Annotated in this window: 20 protein-coding genes; 17 read left to right on the forward strand and 3 right to left on the reverse strand. The window is 39.1% G+C overall.

Annotation, left to right across the window (positions count from 1 at the left end; translation table 11 throughout):
• The first annotated feature begins 88 nt into the window (after positions 1–88).
• The 14 genes from ftsY (at position 89) to Q5076_RS11565 (ending at position 14,540) form a co-directional block, all read left to right on the forward strand.
• Complete coding sequence (gene ftsY, locus Q5076_RS11500; protein ID WP_303013391.1) at positions 89–1,048, forward strand: signal recognition particle-docking protein FtsY; 960 nt, start codon at positions 89–91, stop codon at positions 1,046–1,048.
• Complete coding sequence (rimO, locus tag Q5076_RS11505) at positions 1,045–2,355, forward strand: 30S ribosomal protein S12 methylthiotransferase RimO (protein ID WP_303013393.1); 1,311 nt, start codon at positions 1,045–1,047, stop codon at positions 2,353–2,355. The genes ftsY and rimO overlap by 4 nt, the downstream gene beginning before the upstream one ends.
• Positions 2,348–2,620, forward strand: coding sequence for an HU family DNA-binding protein (locus Q5076_RS11510; protein ID WP_303013395.1), 273 nt, complete (start codon positions 2,348–2,350; stop codon positions 2,618–2,620). The genes rimO and Q5076_RS11510 overlap by 8 nt, the downstream gene beginning before the upstream one ends.
• A 12-nt stretch (positions 2,621–2,632) precedes the next feature.
• Positions 2,633–4,090: an HU family DNA-binding protein gene (locus tag Q5076_RS11515; RefSeq protein ID WP_303013397.1), complete on the forward strand. Its 1,458-nt coding sequence runs from the start codon at positions 2,633–2,635 to the stop codon at positions 4,088–4,090.
• Positions 4,091–4,325: 235 nt separating this feature from the next.
• The gene (locus tag Q5076_RS11520) at positions 4,326–5,321 is read left to right on the forward strand and encodes a MoxR family ATPase (protein ID WP_303013399.1); all 996 of its coding nucleotides are present in this window, start codon (positions 4,326–4,328) and stop codon (positions 5,319–5,321) included.
• A gap of 84 nt (positions 5,322–5,405) precedes the next feature.
• On the forward strand, positions 5,406–6,275 hold the full coding sequence (locus tag Q5076_RS11525) for a DUF58 domain-containing protein (RefSeq protein ID WP_303013401.1): 870 nt from the start codon (positions 5,406–5,408) through the stop codon (positions 6,273–6,275).
• Complete coding sequence (locus Q5076_RS11530; protein ID WP_303013402.1) at positions 6,275–7,363, forward strand: hypothetical protein; 1,089 nt, start codon at positions 6,275–6,277, stop codon at positions 7,361–7,363. Before Q5076_RS11525 ends, Q5076_RS11530 begins: the two co-directional genes overlap by 1 nt.
• 50 nt (positions 7,364–7,413) lie before the next feature.
• Positions 7,414–8,397, forward strand: a complete 984-nt coding sequence (locus Q5076_RS11535; RefSeq protein ID WP_303013404.1) for a VWA domain-containing protein — start codon at positions 7,414–7,416, stop codon at positions 8,395–8,397.
• 42 nt (positions 8,398–8,439) lie between these two features.
• On the forward strand, positions 8,440–9,468 hold the full coding sequence (locus Q5076_RS11540) for a VWA domain-containing protein (RefSeq protein WP_303013407.1): 1,029 nt from the start codon (positions 8,440–8,442) through the stop codon (positions 9,466–9,468).
• A 9-nt stretch (positions 9,469–9,477) separates the two neighbouring features.
• Complete coding sequence (locus Q5076_RS11545) at positions 9,478–10,209, forward strand: tetratricopeptide repeat protein (protein ID WP_303013409.1); 732 nt, start codon at positions 9,478–9,480, stop codon at positions 10,207–10,209.
• Between the two features lie 34 nt (positions 10,210–10,243).
• The gene (locus Q5076_RS11550) at positions 10,244–12,070 is read left to right on the forward strand and encodes a BatD family protein (RefSeq protein ID WP_303013412.1); all 1,827 of its coding nucleotides are present in this window, start codon (positions 10,244–10,246) and stop codon (positions 12,068–12,070) included.
• Positions 12,071–12,088: 18 nt separating this feature from the next.
• Positions 12,089–12,922 (forward strand): tetratricopeptide repeat protein, encoded by an 834-nt coding sequence (locus tag Q5076_RS11555; RefSeq protein WP_303013414.1) that lies wholly within the window; start codon positions 12,089–12,091, stop codon positions 12,920–12,922.
• A 127-nt stretch (positions 12,923–13,049) separates the two neighbouring features.
• Positions 13,050–13,340: a DNA-binding protein gene (locus Q5076_RS11560; RefSeq protein WP_303013416.1), complete on the forward strand. Its 291-nt coding sequence runs from the start codon at positions 13,050–13,052 to the stop codon at positions 13,338–13,340.
• Between the two features lie 78 nt (positions 13,341–13,418).
• A complete protein-coding gene (locus Q5076_RS11565) occupies positions 13,419–14,540 on the forward strand; it encodes a universal stress protein (RefSeq protein ID WP_303013417.1) in 1,122 nt (373 codons plus the stop codon).
• A gap of 345 nt (positions 14,541–14,885) precedes the next feature.
• Here the strand turns inward: Q5076_RS11565 and Q5076_RS11570 are convergent, their stop codons facing one another.
• The 3 genes from Q5076_RS11570 to gyrA all read right to left on the reverse strand — a co-directional run bounded on the left by Q5076_RS11570 (position 14,886) and on the right by gyrA (position 19,296).
• Positions 14,886–15,113, reverse strand: coding sequence for a hypothetical protein (locus tag Q5076_RS11570; RefSeq protein WP_303013420.1), 228 nt, complete (start codon positions 15,111–15,113; stop codon positions 14,886–14,888).
• A 356-nt stretch (positions 15,114–15,469) separates the two neighbouring features.
• Complete coding sequence (locus Q5076_RS11575) at positions 15,470–16,684, reverse strand: lipopolysaccharide assembly protein LapB (RefSeq protein ID WP_303013422.1); 1,215 nt, start codon at positions 16,682–16,684, stop codon at positions 15,470–15,472.
• A 32-nt stretch (positions 16,685–16,716) separates the two neighbouring features.
• Complete coding sequence (gene gyrA / locus Q5076_RS11580; protein ID WP_303013425.1) at positions 16,717–19,296, reverse strand: DNA gyrase subunit A; 2,580 nt, start codon at positions 19,294–19,296, stop codon at positions 16,717–16,719.
• A 384-nt stretch (positions 19,297–19,680) separates the two neighbouring features.
• Between gyrA and Q5076_RS11585 the strand changes: the two genes are divergently transcribed.
• The 3 genes from Q5076_RS11585 (at position 19,681) to Q5076_RS11595 (ending at position 26,836) form a co-directional block, all read left to right on the forward strand.
• Positions 19,681–22,212 (forward strand): ATP-dependent Clp protease ATP-binding subunit, encoded by a 2,532-nt coding sequence (locus Q5076_RS11585; RefSeq protein ID WP_303013427.1) that lies wholly within the window; start codon positions 19,681–19,683, stop codon positions 22,210–22,212.
• Between the two features lie 116 nt (positions 22,213–22,328).
• Positions 22,329–24,374, forward strand: a complete 2,046-nt coding sequence (gene htpG / locus Q5076_RS11590; protein WP_303013430.1) for a molecular chaperone HtpG — start codon at positions 22,329–22,331, stop codon at positions 24,372–24,374.
• 167 nt (positions 24,375–24,541) lie between these two features.
• Positions 24,542–26,836 carry a patatin-like phospholipase family protein gene (locus tag Q5076_RS11595; protein ID WP_303013432.1) on the forward strand — a complete coding sequence of 765 codons (2,295 nt, stop codon included), beginning with the start codon at positions 24,542–24,544 and terminating at the stop codon, positions 26,834–26,836.
• Positions 26,837–26,971: the final 135 nt, after the last annotated feature.

Consider the following 26,971-nt stretch of genomic DNA (forward strand, 5'->3'; position numbering starts at 1 on the left):
GAGGGGATTTTTTATTGCTTCTTTTTTTACTTTTCCAATCCTTTGTTATATCTTTGTAGCATAATGTATTATACAAACAACTGTTTATATGGGATTTTTTAGTTTTTTTTCAAAGGAAAAGAAGGAAACCTTAGATAGGGGATTATCTAAAACGAAAGAGAGCGTATTCAGCAAAATCGCTCGTGCCGTAGCCGGCAAGTCAAAGGTGGACGACGAAGTATTGGATAATCTGGAAGAGGTATTGATTACCTCGGACGTAGGTGTGGAAACAACCCTGAATATCATCAAGCGCATTGAAAAACGCGCCGCAACAGATAAATATGTAAATACCCAGGAACTGAATCATATCTTACGGGACGAGATAGCCGCTTTGCTGACCGAAAACAATTCGGACGACGTAGCCGACTTCGACGTTCCCGTCCAACGGAAACCTTACGTTATCATGGTGGTAGGAGTCAACGGGGTAGGAAAGACTACGACTATCGGAAAGCTGGCATATCAATTTAAAAAAGCCGGCAAGTCCGTTTATCTGGGAGCCGCCGACACATTCCGCGCCGCTGCCGTGGAACAGTTGATGATTTGGGGCGAACGGGTAGGGGTGCCTGTGGTCAAACAGAAAATGGGGGCGGACCCGGCATCCGTCGCTTATGATACGCTGAGTTCTGCTGTCGCCAATAATGCGGATGTCGTCATTATCGACACGGCGGGGCGTTTGCACAACAAAGTGGGCCTGATGAACGAGCTGACTAAAATAAAGAATGTAATGAAGAAGGTAGTACCTGACGCACCGGACGAGGTTTTGCTGGTATTGGACGGTTCTACCGGACAGAATGCATTCGAGCAGGCCAAACAGTTCACCCTGGCAACGGAAGTCACGGCAATGGCTATCACCAAACTTGACGGAACCGCCAAAGGCGGAGTGGTTATCGGCATCTCCGACCAATTCAAAATTCCCGTTAAATATATCGGCTTAGGCGAAGGCATGGAGGATTTGCAAGTGTTCCGCAAAAATGAATTTGTCGATTCCCTGTTTGGAGAGAATGCATGAAAAGAAAAGGGGTAGATATAATCACTTTAGGATGTTCTAAAAATCTGGTAGACTCGGAACAGTTGATGCGTCAACTGGAGGAAGCGGGATACAGCGTAACGCATGATGCCGAAAACCCGCAAGGGGAAATCGCGGTAATCAACACGTGCGGGTTCATCGGCGATGCCAAGGAGGAGTCTATCAACATGATTCTGGAGTTTGCGGAAAGAAAGGAGGAGGGCGGCCTTAAAAAACTTTTTGTAATGGGGTGTCTTTCCGAGCGTTATCTTAAAGAGCTGGCAATCGAGATTCCGCAGGTAGACAAGTTCTACGGTAAATTCAACTGGAAGGAGCTTTTGCAGGATTTGGGAAAATCGTACCGGGAAGAGTTGTACATCGAACGTACATTAACGACTCCCGGACATTATGCCTATCTGAAGATATCGGAGGGGTGCGACCGCAAATGTTCTTATTGCGCCATTCCTATCATCACGGGACGCCATACGTCCAGACCGATGGAGGAAATCGTGGATGAAGTGCGCTATCTGGTATCGCAGGGCGTGAAAGAATTTCAGGTGATTGCACAGGAATTGACTTATTATGGCGTTGATTTGTATAAGAAACAGATGCTTCCGGAACTTATCGAACGTATCTCGGAAGTGCCGGGAGTGGAATGGATTCGTTTGCATTATGCATATCCGGCGCATTTTCCGGACGATTTGTTCCGTGTGATGCGCGAGCGCGACAATGTATGCAAATACATGGATATCGCCTTGCAGCATATCAGCGACAACATGTTGAAGCTGATGCGGCGCCAGGTAACGAAAGAGGATACATACAGGCTGATAGAGAAATTCCGTAAGGAGGTTCCCGGCATTCATCTGCGGACGACCTTGATGGTGGGGCATCCGGGAGAAACGGAGGAGGATTTTGAGGAGTTGAAAGAGTTTGTGCGGAAAGTGCGTTTCGACAGAATGGGGGCTTTCGCTTATTCGGAAGAGGAAGGCACGTACGCTGCCAAGGCTTACAAGGATTCTATTCCGCAAGATGTAAAACAGGCCAGGCTTGATGAACTGATGGATATCCAGCAGGGTATTTCCGCGGAATTAAGCGCCGGGAAAATCGGCAAACGGATGAGGGTTATCATCGACCGTACGGAAGGCGACTATTATATCGGGCGCACCGAATTCGACTCGCCGGAGGTTGACCCGGAGGTTTTGATTAACCGGCTCGAAAGGAAACTTGAGGCGGGCAGGTTTTACCAGGCGGAGATTGTGGACGCCGACGATTTTGATTTATACGCAAAGATTATAGATGACTATGAATAATAAGGAATTTACATCTGAACTGGCTGAAAGACTGGGATATACCATCAAGGATATGTCTGAACTGATTGCTTCTTTACTGGCTGATATGACGCAGGAACTGGAGGAAGGAAATATTATTGCAATTCAGGGATTCGGCTCTTTCGAAGTAAAAAAGAAGGCGGAGCGTATCTCTATCAATCCGGTAAGCAAGCAACGTACTTTGATTCCTCCCAAACTGGTATTGTCTTATAAACCGAGCAATACACTGAAAGATAAGTTTAAATAAATATTTCCCGTTATGAATGAAAGACTGACAATTCAAGACCTTACTGACTTATTGGCCTCTAAACATAGCATGACCAAGAAGGACGCTGAGGCATTCGTTAAGGAGTTTTTCCTCTTAATCGAACAGGCTTTGGAAAACGAAAAGACTGTAAAAATCAAAGGATTGGGAACTTTCAAACTCATTGATGTGGATAGCCGGGAAAGCGTGAATGTCAACACGGGCGAACGTTTTCAAATCAAGGGACATACCAAGGTCTCATTTTCTCCGGACGCGAGCCTGCGGGATACTATCAACAAGCCTTTCGCACATTTTGAAACTGTCGTATTGAATGAGAATACGATATTGGAGGATACTCCGATAGAGGAATCGGAAGAGGAGGAAACGGGCGAGGAGCTTTCCGAGCCTGTCATGACGGATAACGGGAAAAAGGAGAGGGTGCAGGAAGAGGTTTCCGACGCCATCGTTAAGGAAGAATTTGCTGCGGAAGGGACGTTGCAGGAGGAGAGCCCGGAGGAAGAGGCAACGGGACAGCCTGCCGAGACAGTAGTTGAAGACCCGGTTGAGGAAATTGCCGTGCCGGAATCGATGTCTGCCGAAAAGACGGAGGCGGAACAGCAGCCGAAAGAGCAAGCCGGAACAGACATCGGTATTGAAGAAACGGAAGGCGGGCAATCCGGGAAACAGCAGGCAGATGAAATCAAGGCGGAAAAGAAGACGGAAACGGAAAAAGAAGAAATTCCTCCTGTAACGACCGGGCAATTGCAACCGCAACAGCCTGCCAAAGGGAGAATTACGGCAGAGGAGATTATCGAACGGGAACTTTTAAAGGCGAACCGGAAAACGGAGGTTTCTGCACCGCTGCGGCATAAGGAGATGAAAACGGACAAATCCGCACCGGCTGCCACCGGAAAGGGGGGGAAGGAAAAGAATCCCGATGGAGAGAAATCTCCCGTTCCCTACTTAATCGCCGTTATTGTCATCGTATTATTGCTGTGCGGTGGGGTTGTGCTGTTTATTTATTATCCGGATTTGTTTTCTTCTTCATCCGGCAAGGATACTCTTGACATGCCGGCTGCGACAAGCCAGCCGATTCAACCGGAAATGCAGCTTTCCGACACTATCGCCCGCAAGGATACCGTAGCGGAGGTTTTACCTGCCGCACAGAAAACGGTTGCCGGACCGGTTGCTGAAAAAAAGGAAGCTGTTTCTCCCGTAAAAAATGAAAACAAAACCGCCCGGCAGCAATCTCCGGTCTCCGCCTATTCCGATTCCGCGTCTTACAAGATTACGGGAACCAAAACGAAATATACAATCAAGGAGGGTGAGACATTGACAAGGGTGTCTTTACGTTTTTACGGGACAAAAGCGATGTGGCCATACATCGTGAAACATAATCCGAAGGTTATCAAAAACCCGAATAACGTGCCTTACGGAACTACAATCAAAATACCGGAGCTTACAAAGGAATAGTATGATAATCTTCACCCGGTCAATGCTGGTAATGTGTTGGCCGGGTGAAGTGTTATGCAAGTGCAAAAGCGTATGAAAGTACCTTAATCTAAAGACTTCGCATTGTTTTTTAATAAAAATTAGTTGCAATCGTTAATTATATGGCGTACTTTTGGGAGCAAAATAAGAAGCCCCGCTTGCGCGTTAAGGCTTACATCAAATAAATGGGATTTAAATAATAAAATATTAAGTATTTATGGCTGAATCAATAGATATCCGCGAGTTAAATGAGCGGATTGAAAGACAAAGTGCTTTCGTTACCAATCTTACGACAGGAATGGACCAGATTATCGTTGGTCAGAAACATTTGGTTGAATCACTCCTTATCGGGCTGCTCTCTGACGGTCATGTCCTCCTGGAAGGTGTGCCCGGTCTGGCAAAAACGTTGGCTATCAAAACGCTTGCTTCTCTGATTGACGCCAAATATAGCCGTATTCAGTTTACGCCGGACTTGTTGCCCGCAGACGTTATAGGTACGATGGTTTACAGCCAGAAGGATGAATCTTTCAAGGTGCAAAAGGGACCGATTTTCGCCAACTTTGTATTGGCGGACGAAATTAACCGCGCTCCTGCCAAAGTTCAGAGTGCTTTGCTGGAAGCGATGCAGGAACGTCAGGTCACTATCGGTAAAGAGACATTCGCATTGCCCGAACCTTTCCTGGTACTGGCTACCCAGAATCCTATCGAACAGGAAGGTACGTATCCGCTTCCCGAAGCGCAGGTAGACCGTTTCATGCTGAAAGTGGTCATTGACTATCCGAAACTGGAAGAGGAGAAACTGATTATCCGCCAGAATATCAACGGGGAAAGGGTCAATGTAAGGCCGATTCTGAGAGCGGAAGAAATTATTGAGGCACGCAAGGTGGTCCGTCAGGTATATCTGGATGAGAAAATCGAACGGTATATCGTAGATATCGTGTTTGCGACCCGTTTCCCGGAAAAATACGACCTCAAAGAGCTGAAAGACATGATAGGATTCGGCGGTTCGCCACGTGCGTCTATCAATCTGGCTCTGGCGGCCCGCACATACGCATTCATCAAACGTCGCGGTTACGTGATTCCGGAAGATGTGCGCGCCGTAGCGCATGATGTGCTTCGCCACCGTATCGGACTGACTTATGAAGCGGAAGCTAACAATCTGACTTCGGACGAGATTGTCAGCAAAATCTTAAACAAGGTTGAAGTGCCTTAATCTGTAGTTATGACACAGCCGACAGGTAGCCGGGAACATATCGTGTCGGCTACTTGGCTATTTACTATTTTAACTACTGTATAAATGGAAACAAGTGAAATACTGAAGAAAGTTCGCCAGATTGAAATCAAGACACGGGGATTATCCAACAATATCTTTGCAGGCCAATATCATTCGGCTTTTAAAGGCAGGGGGATGTCTTTCTCGGAAGTCCGTGAATATCAATTCGGCGATGACATACGCGACATTGACTGGAATGTGACGGCACGCTTCAACAAACCTTATGTCAAGGTGTTTGAAGAGGAACGTGAACTGACGGTCATGTTGATGGTCGATGTTTCCGGAAGTTTGGAGTTTGGCACGGTCAAGCAGTTGAAGAAGGATATGGTTACGGAGATTGCCGCAACTCTCGCTTTCTCTGCCATCCAGAATAATGATAAAATCGGCGTGATTTTCTTTTCCGACCGGATTGAGAAGTTTATCCCTCCTAAAAAAGGACGTAAACATATTTTGTACATCATCCGGGAGCTGATTGATTTCCGACCGGAGAGCCGCCGTACCAATATCCGTCTGGCACTGGAATATCTGACGAATGTCATGAAAAGGCGTTGCACAGCATTTATCTTATCCGATTTCATTGACGGGGAGAGTTTCAAAAATGCTTTGACTATCGCTAACCGGAAGCATGATGTGGTAGCATTACAGGTGTATGACAGACGTGTCTGCGAACTTCCTCCGGTGGGATTGATGCGGATAAAGGATGCGGAAACAGGCCATGAACAATGGATAGATACATCTTCCAAAGCGGTGCGCCGGGCACATCGGGACTGGTGGCTGCAGAAACAGGCGGAACTGAATGATACGTTTACCAAGAGTAATGTGGATTCCGTGTCTGTGAGAACCGACCAGGATTACGTAAAGGCATTGTTGAATTTATTTGCCAAACGAAATTAATGGAACCTAAGATGAATAGAAATATTATTCTGATAGCATTGTTATGCCTGCTGTCTATTACTAAAGCAGGGGCGCAATCTGTAACGGTGGAGGCGAAAATCGACTCGTTGCAGATATTGATTGGCGAACAGGCGAAAATACAATTGCAAGTGGCTATGGATGCCGGGCAACGCGCTGTCTTCCCTGTATATACCGATACATTGGTACGGGGGGTGGAAATTATAGAGACTGCCAAACCGGATACGCAATTCCTGAATGACCGCCAACGCATGACGATTATGCAGGAATATACCGTTACTTCTTTTGACTCGGCTTTGTATTATCTGCCTCCAATGCCTGTCACGGTGGACGGAAAAGAATATAAGTCCAGGGCTTTGGCGTTGAAGGTGTATTCAATGCCGGTGGACACGTTACACCCGGACCAGTTCTTTGGACAGAAAACCGTAATGAAGGCGCCTTTTGCATGGGAAGACTGGTATGGATTGATAGCGTGTTCGTTTCTTGCCTTGCCTTTGCTCGGCCTGTTAATCTATCTTGTCATCCGTATCCGGGATAACAAGCCGATTATCCGAAAGATAAAGGTGGAGCCTAAACTGCCGCCGCACCAGGCTGCCATGAAGGAGATAGAGCGTATCAAGAATGAGAAGGTATGGCAGAAAGGACGGTCGAAGGAATATTATACGGAACTGACGGATGCTCTTCGTACTTATATTAAAGACCGTTTCGGGTTTAATGCATTGGAAATGACTTCATCGGAAATCATTGATAAGTTGTTGGAAATGAAGGATAAGGAGGCAATCTCTGACTTGAGGGAGCTCTTCCAGACTGCCGATTTGGTGAAATTCGCCAAACATAGTCCCCAAATGAATGAAAATGATGCCAACCTGATTAATGCTATCGACTTTATTAACGAAACAAAGCAGCCGGAAGAGGAGAACCAGAAGCCGCAGCCGACGGAAATCACAATCATAGAAAAACGTTCTTTGCGTGCTAAGGTACTGCTGATATGCGGAATTACAATTTTGTCCGGTGCATTGATTGGTTGCTTTATTTATATAGGTGTGCAGTTATATAATCTTTTCGCATAGAGGAAGTATAACGTGAATACTAAATAGAAAACCGTTAAATCATAAATAAAATGATTTTTGCCAATATTGAATATCTGTTTTTGCTGTTGTTGCTTATACCTTATATTGTATGGTATATTTTAAAGCAGAAGAAAAGTGAGGCTACTCTCCAGATTTCCGATGCCCGCGTATATGCGCATACACCTAAAAGTTATAAGAATTATCTGTTGCATGTTCCATTTCTGTTGCGTGTCTTTGCCCTGGTATTGGTTATCTTGGTCCTTGCACGCCCGCAGACAACTGACAAATGGCAGAACAGCGAAATAGAGGGAATTGATATCATGCTTGCCATTGACGTATCTACCAGTATGTTGGCTGAGGATTTGAAGCCGAACAGGCTGGAGGCTGCCAAGGATGTGGCTGCCGAGTTTATCAACGGACGTCCTAACGATAACATCGGTATTACTTTATTTGCCGGAGAGAGTTTTACTCAATGCCCGCTCACCGTGGACCATGCCGTATTGCTGGACATGATTCATAACATCAAATGCGGCCTTATCGAGGACGGAACGGCAGTGGGCATGGGGATAGCAAACGCCGTGACCCGGTTAAAGGACAGCAAAGCGAAGTCTAAAGTCATTATCCTTCTGACGGACGGTACGAATAATAAGGGGGATATTTCTCCTCTGACCGCCGCCGAGATAGCAAAGAGTTTCGGTATTCGCGTATATACCATCGGAGTGGGAACCAACGGAATGGCGCCGTATCCGTATCCGGTGGGGAATACTGTACAATATGTGAATATGCCGGTGGAAATCGATGAAAAGACTTTGACTCAAATCGCAGGGACAACGGATGGCAACTATTTCCGGGCTACGAGTAACTCGAAACTGAAGGAGGTATATGAGGAGATTGACAAACTGGAAAAAACGAAACTGAATGTAAAGGAGTATAGCAAACGGGATGAGGAATATCACTGGTTTGCATTGGCTGCTTTCCTCTGTGTACTGGTGGAAGTGTTGTTGCGCAACTCGATACTCAAGAAGATTCCATAATGTTTGTCTGTCGTTATTTGTCAATTGTAAAATAAGAAAAAGATGTTTCGATTTGGAGAACCAACATATTTATATTTATTGTTGCTATTACCGTTTTTAGCAGCTTTCTATTTATATTCTAATTACAGGAGAAGAAAGAATATCCGGCGTTTCGGAGAGCCTGAGTTATTGGCACAGTTAATGCCCGAAGTCTCAAAATACCGCCCGGATATAAAATTCTGGCTTATTTTTGTTGCAATCGGTTTATTCTCCGTATTATTGGCACGCCCTCAATTCGGCTCTAAACTGGAAACCGTGAAGCGTAAAGGGGTGGAGGTTATTATTGCTTTGGATATTTCAAATTCCATGTTGGCACAGGATGTACAGCCAAGCCGTTTGGAAAAGGCTAAAAGGTTAATTTCCAGGTTGGTCGATGAGTTGGATAATGATAAAGTAGGCATGATTGTTTTTGCCGGTGATGCGTTTACCCAACTGCCGATTACCAGTGATTATATTTCGGCTAAAATGTTTTTGGAGTCTATCAATCCTTCTTTAATTTCCAAACAGGGTACGGCAATCGGTGAAGCTATCAATTTGGCTGCGCGGAGTTTTACGCCTCAGGAAGGGGTAGGACGGACTATCATCGTAATCACCGACGGCGAAAATCATGAAGGGGGGGCTGTGGAAGCTGCCAAAGCTGCTGCGGAGAAAGGAATTCAGGTGAATGTCTTAGGGGTCGGTATGCCTGAGGGTGCGCCTATTCCTGTAGACGGCACAAATGATTATCGACGCGACCGGGACGGAAATGTCATTGTCACACGTTTGAATGAGGCGATGTGCCAGGAGATTGCTAAGGAGGGAAACGGTATTTATGTACGTGTGGATAATACTAATTCTGCTCAAAAGGCTATCAACCAGGAGGTAAATAAAATGGCTAAGTCTGATGTTGAGTCGAAGGTATATACTGAGTTTAATGAACAGTTCCAGGCTGTTGCATGGGTTATCTTACTGTTGTTATTGGCTGAATTGCTGATTCTGAACCGTAAGAATCCTTTGTTCAAAAACATTCATCTATTTTCTAACAAGAAATAGTTATGCGTTATGGTAAGAAGTAAATATATCTTATTCGCTATTTTTCTGTTGTCGGCAGCCGGTGTGTCAGCCCAAAAAGCAGAGCGCGACTATATCCGTAAGGGAAACCGCCTGTTCAACGACAGCACGTTCGTAGATGCGGAAGTGAATTATCGGAAGGCTTTGGAAATAAATCCCAAGTCGACGGTATCCATGTATAATCTGGGAAATACACTCTCACAGCAACAAAAGTTCCAGGATGCTATGGAACAATATGTTTCAGCCAGTAAAATTGAAAAGGACAAGATGAAGCTGGCTCATATTTATCATAATATGGGGGTTCTTTTTCAAGCTGGAAAGGATTATGCAAAGGCTGTGGAAGCATATAAGATGTCATTACGCAATAATCCGGCTGACCATGAGACTCGATATAACCTGGCGCTTGCACAGAAGATGCTGAAAGACCAGCAACAAAATCAGCAGAATCAGAATCAGGACCAGGATAAAGACCAGAACAAGGACCAACAACAGAAACAGGACCAAAAGCAGGACCAGAATAAGGATAAACAGAACGACCGGAAACAAGATGAGAAGAAAGACCAGCAACAGCCTCCGAAGTCTGAGAAAAAGGATAATCAGATGTCGAAGGAGAACGCCGAACAACTTCTGAATTCTGTAATGCAGGATGAGAAGAATGTGCAGGATAAGGTTAAAAAACAGCAGAAGGTTATGCAAGGCGGTCGTTTGGAGAAAGATTGGTAATTATATATTAAGTGACGATATAAATTCATAAGCAATGAGAAAATTGATTCTTATATGGATGGCATTGATAGCATATAACACCTTGGCTTTCGCTGATGAGGTGTCATTCACCGCTTCTGCGCCGGATGTAGTGGTGGTAGGCGATCAATTCAGGCTGTCTTATACCATTACTACACAAAAGGTAAAAGATTTTCAGGCTCCCGCTATCAAAGGTTTTGATGTGTTAATGGGACCAAGCCGTTCGCAACAGAGCAGTACGCAGATTGTGAACGGTAATGTTACGTCGACCAGCAGTATTACTTTTACTTATATATTAATGGCAAATACGGCAGGTGATTTTACCATTCCGGGGGCTTCAATCGTGGCTGAGGGTAATCAGATGGTTTCCAATTCTGTGAAGGTCAAAGTATTGCCGCCGGATCAGAATGGTAACGGAGGGGGACAAGGCGGCAGTGCTTCTTCGCAGTCTTCTTCAAACATGAGTGTTTCCAATCAGGATTTGTTTATTAAGGCAATTGCCAGCAAAACAAATGTGTATGAGCAAGAGGCATTCGTATTAACGTACAAAATTTACACCAGGGAGTCTAACTTACAGCTTAATAATGCCAAGTTACCTGACTTTAAGGGATTTCATTCGCAGGAAATTGAAATGACAACGAATGCCAGATGGGTTCCTGAACATTATCAGGGACGTAATTATTATACAACTGTTTATCGTCAGTTCGTACTTTTCCCGCAACAATCGGGCAAGTTGTTTATAGAACCTGCACAATTCCAAATGACTGTAAGCAAACCTGTACAATCGGCTGACCCTTTTGACGCTTTCTTTAATGGAGGCAGCAATGTCATAGAAATCAAAAAGCCTATTGTAACTCCCAAGATAGCAATTAATGTCAGTCCGTTACCGGCAGGTAAACCGGAGAATTTCTCCGGCGGGGTAGGAGATTTCAATATTTCATCTTCTATCAACAGCAAGGAGCTGAAAACGAATGATGCGATTACTATCAAACTGGTAATCTCCGGAACGGGTAACTTGAAGTTGATTTCTAATCCGGAAATTAAATTCCCGGACGATTTTGAAGTGTATGATCCTAAAGTCGACAATCAAGTCAGGCTTACCAGAGACGGGCTTACCGGAAACAGGGTTATCGAATATCTGGCGATTCCCAGACATGCCGGCACATACAAGATTCCGGGAGTGTCTTTCAGTTATTTCGATATCCGTTCCAAATCTTACAAAACGTTGAATACGGAAGAGTATGTGATAAACGTTGAGAAGGGGGCGGGAAATGCCGACCAGGTTATTGCCAACTTTACAAACAAAGAGGATTTGAAAGTATTGGGTGAGGATATTCGTTATATAAAACAAAATAAGGTGACTCTCCAGCCTAAAGGAAGTTTCTTCTATGGCTCTACGACATACTGGCTGTTCTATGTCATTCCTGCTCTTGCCTTTATTATTTTCTTTATGCTTTATCGCAAACAGGCGGCAGAAAATGCGAATGTAGCAAAAATGAGGACGAAGAAGGCTAACAAGGTAGCTGCCAAACGAATGAAATTAGCCGGTAAATTGCTTTCGGAAAATAAAAAGGAGGCTTTCTATGATGAGGTATTGAAAGCGTTGTGGGGATATATAAGCGATAAATTGAATATTCCGGTATCTCGTTTATCTAAAGATAATATCGAGGAAAAATTAAGAAATCACGGAGTGAATGAGGAGTTAATCAAGGATTTCCTGAATGCATTGAACGATTGCGAATTTGCCCGTTTTGCTCCGGGTGATGAAAATCAGGCTATGGATAAGGTTTATTCATCTTCAATAGAAGTGATAAGTAAAATGGAAAATTCAATAAAACGTTAAACCTGAAGAGATTGTGTCATGAAAAAAATATTATTTTTTATATTTTTATCAATATCGGTGACGTGTTTCGGACAAGATTCACTGAATATTGATTCCAAACAAATAAGTGAGATTGATTCTATCCACGCTGCTTCGCATGCGTTTTCTGATAATAATTTGGAAAATGCCACAAAAACGGAAGGTGACTCTGCATATATAAAGGAAGATTATGCTACGGCTATCCAGATATATGAAACTTTGCTGAAAGATGGGGAAGCGGCCGAGGTGTACTATAATTTAGGAAACAGTTATTATAAAACGGGAGAAATTGCAAAGGCTGTACTTAATTATGAACGAGCTTTACTGTTACAACCGGGGAACGGCGATATACGTGCCAACCTGGAAGTGGCACGGGCGAAAACCATAGATAAAGTGGAACCTATTCCTGAGGTTTTCTTTGTTTCATGGACTAAATCGTTAATAAACAGTATGAGTGTGGATGCATGGGCTACATGGGGAATCATTTCTTTCGTTTTGCTAATCGTTGCTCTCTATTTCTTTATATTCTCAAAACAAATCATGCAAAAGAAAATAGGATTTATTTCAGGAATTGTCTTTCTCGTGATTACAGTATGTTCTAATCTTTTTGCTTCGCAACAAAAAGAGAATCTGGTAAACCGGGATGAAGCAATAGTCATGAATCCAAGTGTTACGGTTCGAAGTACGCCGAGTGAAAGTGGTACGAGTTTATTTATTCTCCATGAGGGTCGAAAAGTCGGTATTAAGGACAACTCCATGAAAGAATGGAAAGAAATTCGTTTGGAGGACGGAAAAGTCGGATGGGTACCGGCTTCTGCTATTGAAGTGATATAAAGGCATTAATAGATTTTATCAATTCCAGAAAAAAAGATAAGCAAATAATTTGTTTTATCTTTTTTTTTGCTTAAGTTTATAGCGTGATAAGAGAATCACATAGTATTAACCATTAAATTTATGAGACATGAGAACAATAACATTTAATGAACTTCGTAAGATTAAAGATTCATTGCCTAGCGGTAGCATGCATAGAATAGCAGATGAACTCGGCCTGCACGTAGATACTGTACGTAACTTTTTTGGCGGCCATAATTTTAAGGAAGGAAAAAGTGTCGGAATACATCTCGAGCCCGGTCCGGATGGTGGGCTTGTTATGCTGGATGATACTACTGTCCTTGATCGGGCTTTAAAAATCTTGGATGAGTTGAATATGAATATGCAAAAAGAACAAGCTACCGAATCTGTGCAAATCTAAAATATAATAAAACCGGAATCCCAATTGCTATAAACAATTGGGATTTCTTATTTGTTCACCTTAATAAAAACATCATTTATGGAAGACAAATTAGTAACCCTAGCCATTCTGACATATACAAAAGCGCAGATATTAAAGAATGTCCTTGAAAACGAGGGCATTGAGGCATATATTCATAACGTAAATCAGATACAACCTGTCGTATCTTCAGGGGTACGTCTACGAATTAAAGAAAGTGATTTACCACGAGCACTGAAAATAACAGAAAGTTCTGCATGGTTATCCGAAAGTATAGTGGGAGAGAAGGAACCTAAAATAGAAAGAAAATCAAACAAAATCTTAATTCCGGTTGATTTCTCTAATTATTCAATGAAAGCATGTGAATTTGCTTTTAACTTGGCCAAAGCAGATGATTCAGAGGTTATCTTATTACACGTTTATTTTACTCCTATATATGCATCGTCATTACCATATGGGGATGTATTTAATTATCAAATCGGAGATGAAGAATCTGTAAAGACAATTATCCATAAGGTTCATTCCGACCTTAAAGCTTTATCTGATAAGATAAAAGAAAAAATTGACTCTGCTGAATTCCCCAACATCAAATATAGCTGTATTCTGCGAGAAGGAATTCCAGAAGAAGAAATCTTAAGATACGCCAAGGAACAACGTCCCAAAGTGATTATTATGGGAACAAGAGGAAAAAGCCAAAAAGATATAGACCTTATCGGAAGTGTAACTGCTGAAGTTATTGACCGTAGTCGTACAGCTGTATTAGCTATTCCGGAAAATACCCCTTTCAAGCAGTTTAATGAAGTAAAACGAATTGCCTTTATAACAAACTTTGACCAAAGAGACTTAGTAGCCTTCGACACCTTTTTCAATAGCTGGAAATCATTTCATTTTTCCGTATCTTTAATACATCTTACCGAATCTAATGATACCTGGAATGAAATAAAACTGGCAGGAATAAAAGAATACTTCCATAAACAATATCCAGGACTTGAAATACACTATGATGTTGTAATGAATGATAACTTATTAAAAGGACTTGACCAATATATTAAAGATAATCAGATAGATATAATCACATTAACCTCATATAAAAGAAATATATTTGCACGATTATTCAATCCAAGTATTGCCCGGAAGATGATTTTTCATTCAGATACACCATTATTAGTTATTAAAGACTAATGAAATTATAAATAATGCTATTGTTGTATATGATTATATTTCAAAAAAAAGATATTCAACAATAAAAGACAATTCTAATAGAAGGTGAGTGAATTCATTGTATGAACGTAGGGATATTCATTAAAAATAAAATTAAAGGCAACTACCTTATTGCGAGTTAGTTGCCTTTTTGTATCTTTAAGTATTCCGTACGACAAGAAGTCGTACAAGTACATCACGTAGTTCTTCAGCAACACGGACAGTAGGAAACTCATCAAGCAAGAAACTTGTTACAAATCCTTGGGCTGCACAAAGAAGGACGTTAATAGTCACTTTCAACAAATATTCAGGTTTCCTGTTTAGCCATCAATCAATAATTAAACGGGTAGAACAAATGTAATCACGGGTAGAAGAGATTTTCCTACAAATAGCAGTAGCTTCAAGGACAGAGATACCGAACAGAGAGAAAGAGCCGGCAGGAACAAGAACAGTCTGACGGACACCATTAATAACACGAGGATGAACACGGGCAACAGTAAAATCAAAGTCGCGAGGTTCCTCAAAACGTTCTTTCAGATTTTTACAATTTTTCATATTAAACATTAATTATAGGGATTATCACAATACATCCAATCAACGTTAGAATACTTGTTTTCAAACTTCTTTAGATGTTTCAAGAACTCATTAATAAGCGGCTAAGCCTTCTGTTTTAGTATCATAAGTGATATAAAACCATTGTTTTTTGTGTTTTTCCGTGGCTGGCTTTATTTTTCTATTACAAAGTTAGGAATAATTAATATTATGTTTAATAGAAAATTTGATAATTATCTATTTCAGACTCTTTTCTAGAGTAATATTCAACTTCCCCAATAAATAACATAAAAGAGAGAGGAAGAAAAAATCTTTTTTCTTCCTCTCTCTTTTATGTTTTAAAACATCTAATATTTTTATTATTTCATCATCTTATCAATTTCCTCAAATTCCGGTCCCATATTTAAATTATAGTAAACACGATAGAGTCCTTGTAACCACAAATCTTTCTGATCTGGCTTTAAAGCCCTAGCCTTTTCATAGAATGGCTTTGCCTCTTCATAGAATTTCTTTACTACTGCTTGGGCTTCTGTATACTTAGGATCATTGATATCAGTCGTTGCTTTATCTGCATAATCTTGCGCCTTCATCAAATATACCAAACCAACATTAGAATACGCTTCTGCATATTCTGGGTCAGCAGCAATAGCCTTTTTATAATATTCGATTGCATTATCATATTCTTTCATATTATGATAAAGATATGCCTTTACATACAAATACAACTTATTGTTCGGATCATCAGCCAACATCTTATCTGCAAATTCCATTGCTTTAGAAGCTTGATTAGAACTATTATAATAATCAACTAAATTGGCAAAGAAATAATCATTTCCGGGGAATTTCAAAATACCTTCTTCCAAAGCTTTAATCCAAGCTGCAGTATCTCCTTTAGCTTTATATGCATCAGCCATTAATTGCATGGCAAACTTACCTCCTTCTTTATCAGATAATGCTGTAGGAGCATATTTAATGATTGCATCTTTATCACCTACTCTATCAGCTGCCAATGTTGCATAATATGCTATTTGTGGAAGAAGAGTGTCATTTTTAGCCAATTCTTTATCAGCTAACATTGGATAAGAAGCCGATTCTACATATGTTGCAAAGAACTTCAGTGCTTCTTTATTTTTATCCAAATTGAAATACTGTATACCACCATTAATTAAATTAGGACGTTCAGCTAACATACTGGAAGCGTTCGACTTACGATATTTGTTCTTAATTTTTCCTTTTTCATTAGGTATTTGTGCCAAATCGTCACATTTCGTATAGTATTCATACATTTTCAGAATACTGTTATATACTTTCAATGTGTCATACGATTTCTTCAGAAAAGCATTTTTCATTTGCTCTTCATTAATACGCTTTTGAATAAATCCAGCAACATTCCATGTTTCAGCAAGATCTTTGGTCTCTGGATTCTTCATAGCTTCTTTAATTAGCTGTTCAGCTCGCTTAAAATCAGGTTTTACATCATTGGCAATACTTTTTGCTTCTTTCACACTCTTCATCTGAGCAAATGAGAAGCTAACAGCCATTAATAAAACCATCGAAAATAATACTCTTTTCATGATTGTTGTTTGATTAATTATTAATATTATGTCTATTCCTCAATATCATTATTATTTTCACTTCCATTTACATCTTCTGTTGTATCTTCAACATCCGGAATATCTGTATTCGGTTCACTTACAATTATACCTTCTGATTCTTCCATAGGTACTTCATCTTCAAGACTCTCCGTCATTACTTTACATACTGACCCTATTTGGTCATTACGTTTTTCAAGGTTAATCAGACGAACACCTTGAGTGGCACGCCCCATAATACGGACATCCGCAACTTTCAGACGAATTGTGATACCAGATTTATTGATAATCATCAAATCATTTTCATCTGTTACGGATTTAATCGTTACCAATTTACCAGTCTTCTCAGTAATATTCATTGTTTTGACTCCTTTACCTCCACGATTGGTTTTACGGTAATCTTCAATTTCAGAACGCTTGCCATATCCTTGTTCTGAAACAACCATTACAGATTCAGTTTCCAAATCTTTGATACAAATCATTCCAACCACTTCATCCTGACCATCATCATCTAACGTTATACCACGTACCCCTGTTGCTGTCCGACCCATAACACGTACAGCTGCTTCATGAAAACGAATAGCACGTCCATTACGGTTGGCAATAATTATTTCATTATTACCATTAGTCATACGAACTTCAATTACACTATCATCTTCACGAATTGTAATAGCATTTACACCATTTTGGCGAGGACGAGAGTATTGTTCAAGCAAGGTTTTCTTTATTACACCTCTTTTTGTACAGAATAATACATAATGACTATTAATAAATTCTGAGTCATCTAAATTCTTCACACGCAGATATGCTGTCACATTATCATCCGAATCTATATTTAATAGATTTTGGATAGCACGTCCTTTAGAACTCTTCGTCCCTTCAGGTATTTCATACACTTTCAACCAATAACATTTACCTTTCTGTGTAAAGAACATCATCGTATTATGCATAGTGGCCGGATAAATATGCTCTACAAAGTCTTCATCACGAGTTTCTGTTCCTTTAGAACCTACTCCACCACGATTCTGTGCACGGAATTCAGTCAACGGTGTACGTTTTATATATCCCATGTGAGAAATCGTAATAATCATTTGGTCGTCGGCATAAAAATCTTCCGGGTTAAATTCTTCCGAAGAATAAACAATCTCGGAACGGCGTCCATCCCCATACTTAGCTTTGACTTCCAACAGTTCCTCTTTCATGACTTTGCGACATACCTCGTCGTCAGCTAAAATGCTTTCTAAATATGCAATTTGCTTCATTATCTCTTCATATTCTGCATGAAGCTGATCTTGCATCAGACCTGTTAACTGACGCAAACGCATTTCTACAATTGCACGAGACTGAACTTCTGTCAGGTTGAACCGTTCCATTAAACCTGCTATAGCATCATTAGGAGTTTTAGCTGCACGAATGATACGGATTACTTCATCAATATTATCAGAGGCAATAATCAAACCTTCAAGAATATGGGCCCGTTCCTTTGCTTTGCGAAGATCAAATTCGGTACGGCGAATAACTACCTCGTGTCTATGCTCAATAAAATATTTAATCAGGTCTCTTAAATTCAACGTTTTAGGACGCCCATGTACTAATGCGACATTGTTTACCCCAAAAGACGTTTGCAAGGCTGTCATTTTATAAAGTTTATTCAGCACTACACTTGCGTTTGCATCACGTTTCACATCAATGACAATGCGCATACCTTCACGGTCTGATTCATCATTTGCATTAGAAATACCTTCAATCCTTTTATCATTAACAAGGTCTGCTATGTACTTGATTAATTCAGCTTTGTTGACATTGTAAGGAATTTCAGTGATTACAATCTTATCATGTGTCTGCCCTGTTTCAATTTCAGCTTTGGCACGCATAATTACACGCCCACGTCCTGTCAAATATGCTTCACGTACTCCACTTATGCCATATATGTATCCACCTGTAGGGAAATCCGGTGCTTTAACGAAGTTCATTAACTCCTCGACTGTAATTTCCGGATTATCAATATATGCATCACATGCATCAATTACTTCTGAAAGATTATGAGGAGGCATATTCGTAGCCATACCTACTGCGATACCAGACGCTCCGTTCACCAAAAGATTTGGGATACGGGTAGGCATAACTTTAGGCTCTACCAAAGTATTATCAAAATTTGGTTCAAAATCGACAGTTTCTTTGTATAAATCATCCATCATTGCCTCACCTAATTTATTAAGACGAGCCTCTGTATAACGCATAGCAGCCGGACTGTCACCATCTACAGAACCAAAATTACCTTGACCGTCTACTAATGGATAACGCATCGCCCATTCTTGAGCCATACGCACCATTGCAAAATAAACAGAGGAGTCTCCATGAGGATGGTACTTACCTAGTACTTCACCTACGATTCTGGCTGATTTTTTATAAGGTTTATCTGAAGTATTACCTAATTCCATCATTCCGTATAAAATTCTACGGTGAACAGGTTTAAATCCGTCTCTAACATCTGGAAGGGCACGTGAAACAATGACCGACATGGAGTAGTCAATGTATGATGACTTCATTTCCTCCTCGATGTTAATCTTTATAATTCTGTCTTGTTCAAGCATTTAAAATGATTATTAATTATACATTCTACGGTTTGTGAAAAACCACGCTAAAGTACTACTTTTCCTTGATATACGAAAGTTTTTAAGAAGAAAGTTTTATTCATAAAAACGACATTCTAACGTTTTCTCTACGCCATTCCTTCATAAGTTATATGAAAGCAAATCTTTGAATCCTGCCTTCATTAATAATAATAAATATAAGCCATACCATAAACATGAGAAAATAACTAGAAATTTGTTTCACCTTAATATATATAATACAAATATATTAATTTTATGGCACACCATTTGTAGATATAAGAAATAAAGCAGATATTGCATCGTAAACTTGATTAAATGCGTATATTTGCGAGTCAATAACCCTTATAAGAAAAAAGGAAAAGTATGAATAATCAATTCTCACAAAGAGTTTCCGACATTATTGTCTATAGCAAGGAAGAAGCTAATCGGTTGAGAAGTCGGTATATAGGTCCAGAGCACCTACTTTTAGGAATACTCCGTGACGGCGAAGGAAAAGCTATTGAAATATTGTCTAAACTCAATACTAATTTAGCCGTAATAAAACAGCAAATTGAAGTTCAACTTAAGGCAGAAGCAGATGATATGCTATTGCCAGACGCGGAAATACCATTATCTAATGATACGGCAAAAATATTAAAGATGTGCATACTAGAAGCACGCGGAATGAAAAATAGTATCGCTGATACAGAACACGTTTTATTAGCAATTTTAAGAGAAAAAAACAATATGGCAGCTTCCATACTTGAAGCAAACAATGTAAGTTATATGAAAGTCTTGGAACAAGTTACATTACAACCAGACATTAATTCCGGCATGGGATTTACAGAGGATGATGATGACGAGGAAATGTCTTCTCCCCGTTCTTCCGGCCGGGGTAATGCAGAAGAGCATCAACAACAAGCACAAACTACTTCAAAAAAGACATCTAACGACACTCCAGTGTTGGACAATTTCGGTACTGACATGACAAAAGCGGCAGAAGAAGGGAAATTAGACCCAGTTGTCGGAAGAGAAAAAGAAATTGAACGTTTAGCTCAAATATTAAGTCGTCGTAAAAAGAATAACCCAATCTTAATTGGAGAACCAGGTGTAGGGAAATCTGCAATTGTTGAAGGACTTGCTTTAAGAATTATCCAAAAAAAGGTTTCACGTATTCTTTTTGATAAAAGAGTTGTAGCACTTGACATGACTGCCGTTGTAGCAGGAACAAAATATCGAGGCCAATTTGAAGAACGTATCCGTTCTATACTTAATGAATTACAAAGAAATCCGAATGTAATTCTATTTATTGACGAAATCCATACTATTGTAGGAGCTGGTTCTGCTGCAGGCTCTATGGATGCTGCAAATATGTTGAAACCGGCATTAGCAAGAGGCGAAATACAGTGTATCGGTGCTACTACTCTTGATGAGTATCGTAAGAATATAGAAAAAGATGGTGCATTGGAACGCCGTTTCCAAAAAGTGATGGTAGAACCCACCACTGCTGCGGAAACTCTTCAAATATTATGTAATATCAAGGATAAATACGAGGACCATCACAATGTATATTACACAGACGAGGCTTTGGAGGCTTGCGTCAAGTTGACAGACCGTTACATCACAGATAGAAATTTTCCGGATAAAGCCATTGATGCTCTAGATGAAGCAGGGTCTCGAGTTCATCTTACAAACATCAGTGTTCCTAAAGAAATTGAAGAACAGGAGAAAATGATAGAGGAAGCCAAAAATAAAAAAAATGAGGCAGTAAAATCCCAAAATTTTGAACTTGCGGCAAGTTTTCGTGATAAGGAAAAAGAGTTTTCTTCCCAACTAGATGAAATGAAAAAGGAATGGGAAGCTAGTTTAAAAGAAAATAAACAGACTGTTGATGCAGAAGAAATTGCCAACGTAATTTCGATGATGTCCGGCATTCCTGTACAACGTATGGCTCAAGCTGAAGGTATAAAATTGGCAGGAATGAAAGAAGACTTACAGTCAAAAGTCATTGCACAAGATACAGCTATAGAAAAACTTGTCAAAGCTATTCTTAGAAGCCGCGTAGGCTTAAAGGACCCAAACAAACCTATTGGAACATTTATGTTTTTAGGACCGACAGGAGTTGGTAAAACTCATTTAGCCAAAGAATTGGCCCAATATATGTTTGGTTCTTCGGATGCATTGATTCGCATAGATATGAGTGAATATATGGAAAAATTCACAGTATCTCGTTTAGTTGGAGCACCTCCGGGATATGTAGGATATGAAGAAGGCGGACAATTAACCGAAAAAGTAAGACGTAAGCCATATTCTATTGTTCTACTTGACGAAATAGAGAAAGCACATCCTGATGTATTTAATCTTCTTCTTCAAGTGATGGATGAAGGTCGTCTAACTGATAGTTATGGTAGGATGGTCGATTTTAAAAACACTGTTATTATCATGACTTCTAATATCGGAACTCGTCAGTTAAAAGACTTTGGACGTGGTGTTGGATTTGCAACGCAAAGCCGTCTAGACGATAAAGAGTTCTCACGAAGTGTTATACAAAAGGCTTTGAATAAATCATTCGCGCCTGAATTTCTTAACCGTGTAGATGAAATCATAACATTCGACCAACTTTCTTTGGAAGCAATTACAAAGATTATTAATATTGAACTAAAAGGATTATATAACAGAATAGAAGCTCTTGGCTACAAACTTGTTGTTGATGATAAGGCAAAGGAATTTATTGCAAGTAAAGGATATGATATTCAGTACGGTGCACGTCCATTAAAACGGGCAATTCAAACCTATTTGGAAGATGGATTATCTGAGCTCATTATATCTTCTTCCTTAAAAGAAAAAGACACAATTTCGGTCTCTCTCAATAAGGAAAAAGGTGAATTAGAAATGAAAATACTTCCTTCTCAATAGATTTTAGAAGTATATATGCCATAATGTCAGACTCTAGGGTCTGGCATTTTTTTTGCTTCTTACTAAGCAAAAATCTGATAAAATTAATCAATTGATAAACTAAAAATATACGTATTATGCAAAAAGGTAATATTGGGGTTACAACAGAAAACATTTTCCCTATCATTAAAAAATTCTTATACAGTGACCATGAAATTTTTCTTCGTGAATTAGTATCCAATGCAGTAGATGCCACTCAGAAATTGAATACTCTTGCTTCTATTGGGGAATTCAAAGGTGAATTGGGGAACTTGACAATCCACGTTGAATTAGGTAAAAATACTATTACCATTTCTGACCGTGGGATTGGTTTAACCGCAGAAGAAATTGAGAAATATATCAATCAAATTGCATTCTCAGGAGCAAATGATTTTCTGGAAAAATACAAAAATGACGCTAATGCTATCATTGGTCATTTTGGACTTGGATTTTATTCCGCATTCATGGTTGCGAAAAAAGTTGAGATTATCACAAAGTCATATAAAGATGATGCACAGGCAGTAAAATGGACTTGTGATGGTAGTCCTGAATTCACGATTGAAGAAGTTGAAAAAGCTGACCGTGGTTCAGATATCATCCTATATGTTGACGACGACTGTAAAGAGTTCCTTGAAGAAGCACGTATTTCTGAACTTTTAAAAAAATATTGTAGTTTCCTTCCCGTTCCTATTGCATTTGGGAAAAAGAAAGAGTGGAAAGATGGCAAGCAAGTAGAAACAGACGAAGACAATATTATCAATGATACGACTCCCCTATGGACACGTAAACCGAGTGAACTCTCAGATGAAGACTATAAATCATTTTATAGTAAATTATATCCCATGTCAGACGAACCTCTTTTCTGGATTCATCTGAATGTAGATTATCCATTCCATTTAACAGGTATTCTTTACTTCCCTAAAGTAAAAAGTAACATTGAATTAAATAAAAACAAAATTCAGCTTTATTGCAATCAAGTATATGTAACAGACTCCGTTGAAGGTATTGTTCCGGATTTCTTAACTTTACTACACGGAGTCATAGATTCTCCGGATATTCCACTTAACGTCTCTCGTTCATACTTACAGAGTGATTCAAATGTGAAAAAGATTTCAACTTATATCACAAAGAAAGTCTCCGACCGCCTGCAATCCATCTTTAAAAATGACCGTAAACAGTTTGAAGAAAAGTGGAATGATTTGAAAATATTTATCAATTATGGTATGCTGACTCAAGAAGATTTTTACGAGAAAGCACAAAAATTCGCCCTTTTCACCGATACAAACAGTAAACATTATACATTTGAAGAATATCAAACTCTTATTAAAGATAATCAGACAGACAAAGATGGAAATCTAATCTATCTATATGCAAACAACAAGGATGAACAATACAGCTATATCGAAACGGCCGTCAATAAAGGATATAATGTGTTATTAATGAATGGTCAGCTAGACGTAGCCATGGTAAGCATGTTAGAACAGAAATTCGAAAAATCTCGTTTTACTCGTGTGGATAGTGATGTCGTCGATAATCTAATTGTTAAGGAGGATAAGAAGGATGAGATATTGGAAACAAGTAAGCAAGACGCAATTACAATTGCTTTTAAAAGCCAATTACCTCGAATGGATAAAGTTGAATTTAATGTAATGACACAGGCTTTAGGAGAAAATTCTGCTCCTGTAATGATTACCCAAAGTGAATATATGCGTCGTATGAAAGAAATGGCAAATATTCAAGCAGGAATGAGTTTTTATGGAGAAATGCCTGATATGTTTAACCTAATATTGAATTCTGACCATAAATTAATAAAAGAAGTACTTAAAGAAGAAGAAAATATTTGTCAGGCTGATGTAACCCCGATACAGTCAGAAATGGACAGTATCAACAAACAACGTAATGAATTAAAGGATAAGCATAAAAATAAGAAAGATGAAGATATTCCAACATCAGAGAAAGACGAATTAAATAATTTGGATAAAAAATGGGATGATTTGAAGAACAAAAAAGAAACAATCTTCATTAATTATGCCAACAATAACAAGATAATCCGCCAACTCATAGATTTAGCTCTATTACAAAATAATATGTTAAAAGGTGAAGCCTTAAGTAATTTTGTAAAACGTAGTATTGAACTAATCTAATTGCCCCTTTATTCATTTATATACTTCAGGAAAGAGCATTCGACGTCAAATACAGTCGTAATGCTCTTTTTCAATTTAAAACAGTTGAAAATATATCGATTAATTAAAAAGGATTGCATATATTTGAATATTTAATAGACAAAAGTTCAACTGTTTGATTTTGGGTTATGAGAAAGATTCTTCTTGTGTTTGTTATTTTATGGCTTATCACACCGATTTCCTATGCTCAAAAAGTGGGTCTCGTATTGAGTGGCGGTGGCGCTAAAGGATTAACACATATTGGAATTATCCGTGCCTTAGAAGAAAACAATATTCCCATTGATTATATTACAGGTACCTCTATGGGAGCTATCATCGGTTCTCTATATGCTATGGGATATTCTCCTGACGACATGGTAGAACTTATAAAATCTGAAGATTTTAAAAGATGGTATTCTGGAGAGGTAGAAGAGAAATATGTATATCATTTTAAGAAAAACCTTCCTACTCCTGAATTTTTCAATATTCGTTTCTCATTTAAAGATTCTTTAAAGAATCTGAAACCTCAATTTTTACCTGCTAGTGTTGTAAATCCGATTCAGATGAATTTAGTTTTCGTTGATTTATATGCACGTGCAACTGCAGCGTGTAAAGGTGATTTTGATAAACTTTTTGTTCCTTTCCGTTGCATTGCTTCTGATGTGTACAATAAAAAACAATTGGTAATGAGAGATGGAGACTTAGGAGATGCTGTCCGGGCATCAATGAGTTTCCCATTTATGTTTAAACCTATAGAAATTGATAATGTATTAGCCTATGATGGAGGAATTTATAATAATTTCCCTACAGATGTCATGAGAGATGATTTTCATCCAGATATCATTATTGGAAGTGTCGTTTCAACCAATCCGACCAAGCCTAAAGAGAATGACCTTATGAGCCAAATAGAAAATATGGTAATGCAAAAAACAGACTACTCTATTCCAGACTCAATAGGAATTCTGATGACATTCAAATATGATAATGTCAACCTTATGGACTTTCAGCGTATTGACGAATTGCATAATATAGGATATAATCGGACAATGAGTATGATGGATTCAATAAAAAGTCGTATAAACCGACGTATAAATCGCGATAATATCCATTTAAGAAGAATGGTATATCGAAGCAATCTACCCGAATTACGTTTTAAGAATATTATCATTGACGGAGCTAATACCCAACAACAAGCCTATATTAAAAAAGAATTTCATAAATCAGATAATAAAGAATTCAGCTATGAAGATTTGAAACAAGGATATTTCCGTCTACTTTCAGATAATATGATTTCTGAAATAATTCCTCATGCAGTCTACAATCCCGATGATGATACTTATGATTTATATTTAAAAGTTAAATTAGAAAATAATTTTGCAGTAAGATTAGGAGGTAATATATCCACTTCCAATTCTAATCAAATTTATTTAGGACTTAGTTACCAAGATTTAAATTATTATGCCAAAGAATTTGTATTTGACGGGCAACTTGGTAAAGTCTACAACAACGCTCAGTTTATGGCAAAAATAGACTTCTCAACAGCTATTCCAACTTCATATCGCTTTATTGCATCTATTAGTACCTTTGATTATTTCAAGAAAGACAAACTTTTTTCAAGAAATAACAAACCAGCATTCAATCAAAAAGATGAACGGTTTCTTAAATTACAAGTTGGATTACCTTTTCTTTCAAGTAAACGGGCAGAATTCGGAATAGGAATTGCCAGAATAGAAGATAAATATTTTCAAAAAAGTATCATAGATTTTGGAAATGACAAATTTGATAGAAGCCGTTATGATTTATTAGGAGGTTCTATCAGTTTTAATGGAAGTACACTCAATTCGCGGCAATATCCGACCCGTGGCTATAGAGAAGCTCTTATAGCTCAAATTTTCATAGGAAGAGAAAAATTCTACCCGGGAGAAGGTACTATTGAAAATAATAAGAACCACCACTCCTGGTTACAATTATCTTATATGAAAGAAAAATACCATAATATGAATGAACATTGGGTTTTAGGGTGGTATTTAAAAGCATTATATGCTTCTAAAAATTTCTCCGAGAATTACACGGCGACAATGATGCAGGCAGGTGAGTTTTCTCCTACTCAACATAGTAAACTTACTTACAACGAAGCTTTCCGTGCCAACCAGTTTGTTGGTGCCGGTATTCGGCCTATCTACCGATTAAATCAAATGTTTCATCTCCGGGGAGAATTTTATGGTTTTATGCCTATTTACCCAATCGAAAGAAATTCACTTAACAAAGCATATTATGGAAAAGCTTTTTCAAAATTCGAATATTTAGGGGAAATTTCCGTAGTATGCCAATTACCATTTGGAGATATTTCTGCGTATGTAAATCATTATAGCTCACCCAAAAGAGAATGGAATGTGGGTTTAAGTATCGGATGGCAATTATTTAATTACCGATTTATCGAATAATTTTTTTATAAAAAAGTTACTGAAAGACTTGTTAATTCGGGAAAAGTACGTATCTTTGCACCCGTTAAAACGAAAATAATGGTCGCGTAGCTCAACTGAATAGAGTAGCTGACTACGGATCAGCCGGTTACAGGT

The organism is uncultured Bacteroides sp., assembly GCF_958445495.1.
Lineage (GTDB): Bacteria > Bacteroidota > Bacteroidia > Bacteroidales > Bacteroidaceae > Bacteroides.

What these genes read in the sequence shown, in the direction of transcription:
- ftsY (WP_303013391.1), top strand. Translation starts at nt 89, where the DNA reads ATGGGATTTTTTAGTTTTTTTTCAAAGGAAAAGAAGGAAACCTTAGAT.
- rimO (WP_303013393.1), top strand. Translation starts at nt 1,045, where the DNA reads ATGAAAAGAAAAGGGGTAGATATAATCACTTTAGGATGTTCTAAAAAT.
- Q5076_RS11510 (WP_303013395.1), top strand. Translation starts at nt 2,348, where the DNA reads ATGAATAATAAGGAATTTACATCTGAACTGGCTGAAAGACTGGGATAT.
- Q5076_RS11515 (WP_303013397.1), top strand. Translation starts at nt 2,633, where the DNA reads ATGAATGAAAGACTGACAATTCAAGACCTTACTGACTTATTGGCCTCT.
- Q5076_RS11520 (WP_303013399.1), top strand. Translation starts at nt 4,326, where the DNA reads ATGGCTGAATCAATAGATATCCGCGAGTTAAATGAGCGGATTGAAAGA.
- Q5076_RS11525 (WP_303013401.1), top strand. Translation starts at nt 5,406, where the DNA reads ATGGAAACAAGTGAAATACTGAAGAAAGTTCGCCAGATTGAAATCAAG.
- Q5076_RS11530 (WP_303013402.1), top strand. Translation starts at nt 6,275, where the DNA reads ATGGAACCTAAGATGAATAGAAATATTATTCTGATAGCATTGTTATGC.
- Q5076_RS11535 (WP_303013404.1), top strand. Translation starts at nt 7,414, where the DNA reads ATGATTTTTGCCAATATTGAATATCTGTTTTTGCTGTTGTTGCTTATA.
- Q5076_RS11540 (WP_303013407.1), top strand. Translation starts at nt 8,440, where the DNA reads ATGTTTCGATTTGGAGAACCAACATATTTATATTTATTGTTGCTATTA.
- Q5076_RS11545 (WP_303013409.1), top strand. Translation starts at nt 9,478, where the DNA reads ATGGTAAGAAGTAAATATATCTTATTCGCTATTTTTCTGTTGTCGGCA.
- Q5076_RS11550 (WP_303013412.1), top strand. Translation starts at nt 10,244, where the DNA reads ATGAGAAAATTGATTCTTATATGGATGGCATTGATAGCATATAACACC.
- Q5076_RS11555 (WP_303013414.1), top strand. Translation starts at nt 12,089, where the DNA reads ATGAAAAAAATATTATTTTTTATATTTTTATCAATATCGGTGACGTGT.
- Q5076_RS11560 (WP_303013416.1), top strand. Translation starts at nt 13,050, where the DNA reads ATGAGAACAATAACATTTAATGAACTTCGTAAGATTAAAGATTCATTG.
- Q5076_RS11565 (WP_303013417.1), top strand. Translation starts at nt 13,419, where the DNA reads ATGGAAGACAAATTAGTAACCCTAGCCATTCTGACATATACAAAAGCG.
- Q5076_RS11570 (WP_303013420.1), bottom strand. Translation starts at nt 15,113, where the DNA reads ATGAAAAATTGTAAAAATCTGAAAGAACGTTTTGAGGAACCTCGCGAC.
- Q5076_RS11575 (WP_303013422.1), bottom strand. Translation starts at nt 16,684, where the DNA reads ATGAAAAGAGTATTATTTTCGATGGTTTTATTAATGGCTGTTAGCTTC.
- gyrA (WP_303013425.1), bottom strand. Translation starts at nt 19,296, where the DNA reads ATGCTTGAACAAGACAGAATTATAAAGATTAACATCGAGGAGGAAATG.
- Q5076_RS11585 (WP_303013427.1), top strand. Translation starts at nt 19,681, where the DNA reads ATGAATAATCAATTCTCACAAAGAGTTTCCGACATTATTGTCTATAGC.
- htpG (WP_303013430.1), top strand. Translation starts at nt 22,329, where the DNA reads ATGCAAAAAGGTAATATTGGGGTTACAACAGAAAACATTTTCCCTATC.
- Q5076_RS11595 (WP_303013432.1), top strand. Translation starts at nt 24,542, where the DNA reads ATGAGAAAGATTCTTCTTGTGTTTGTTATTTTATGGCTTATCACACCG.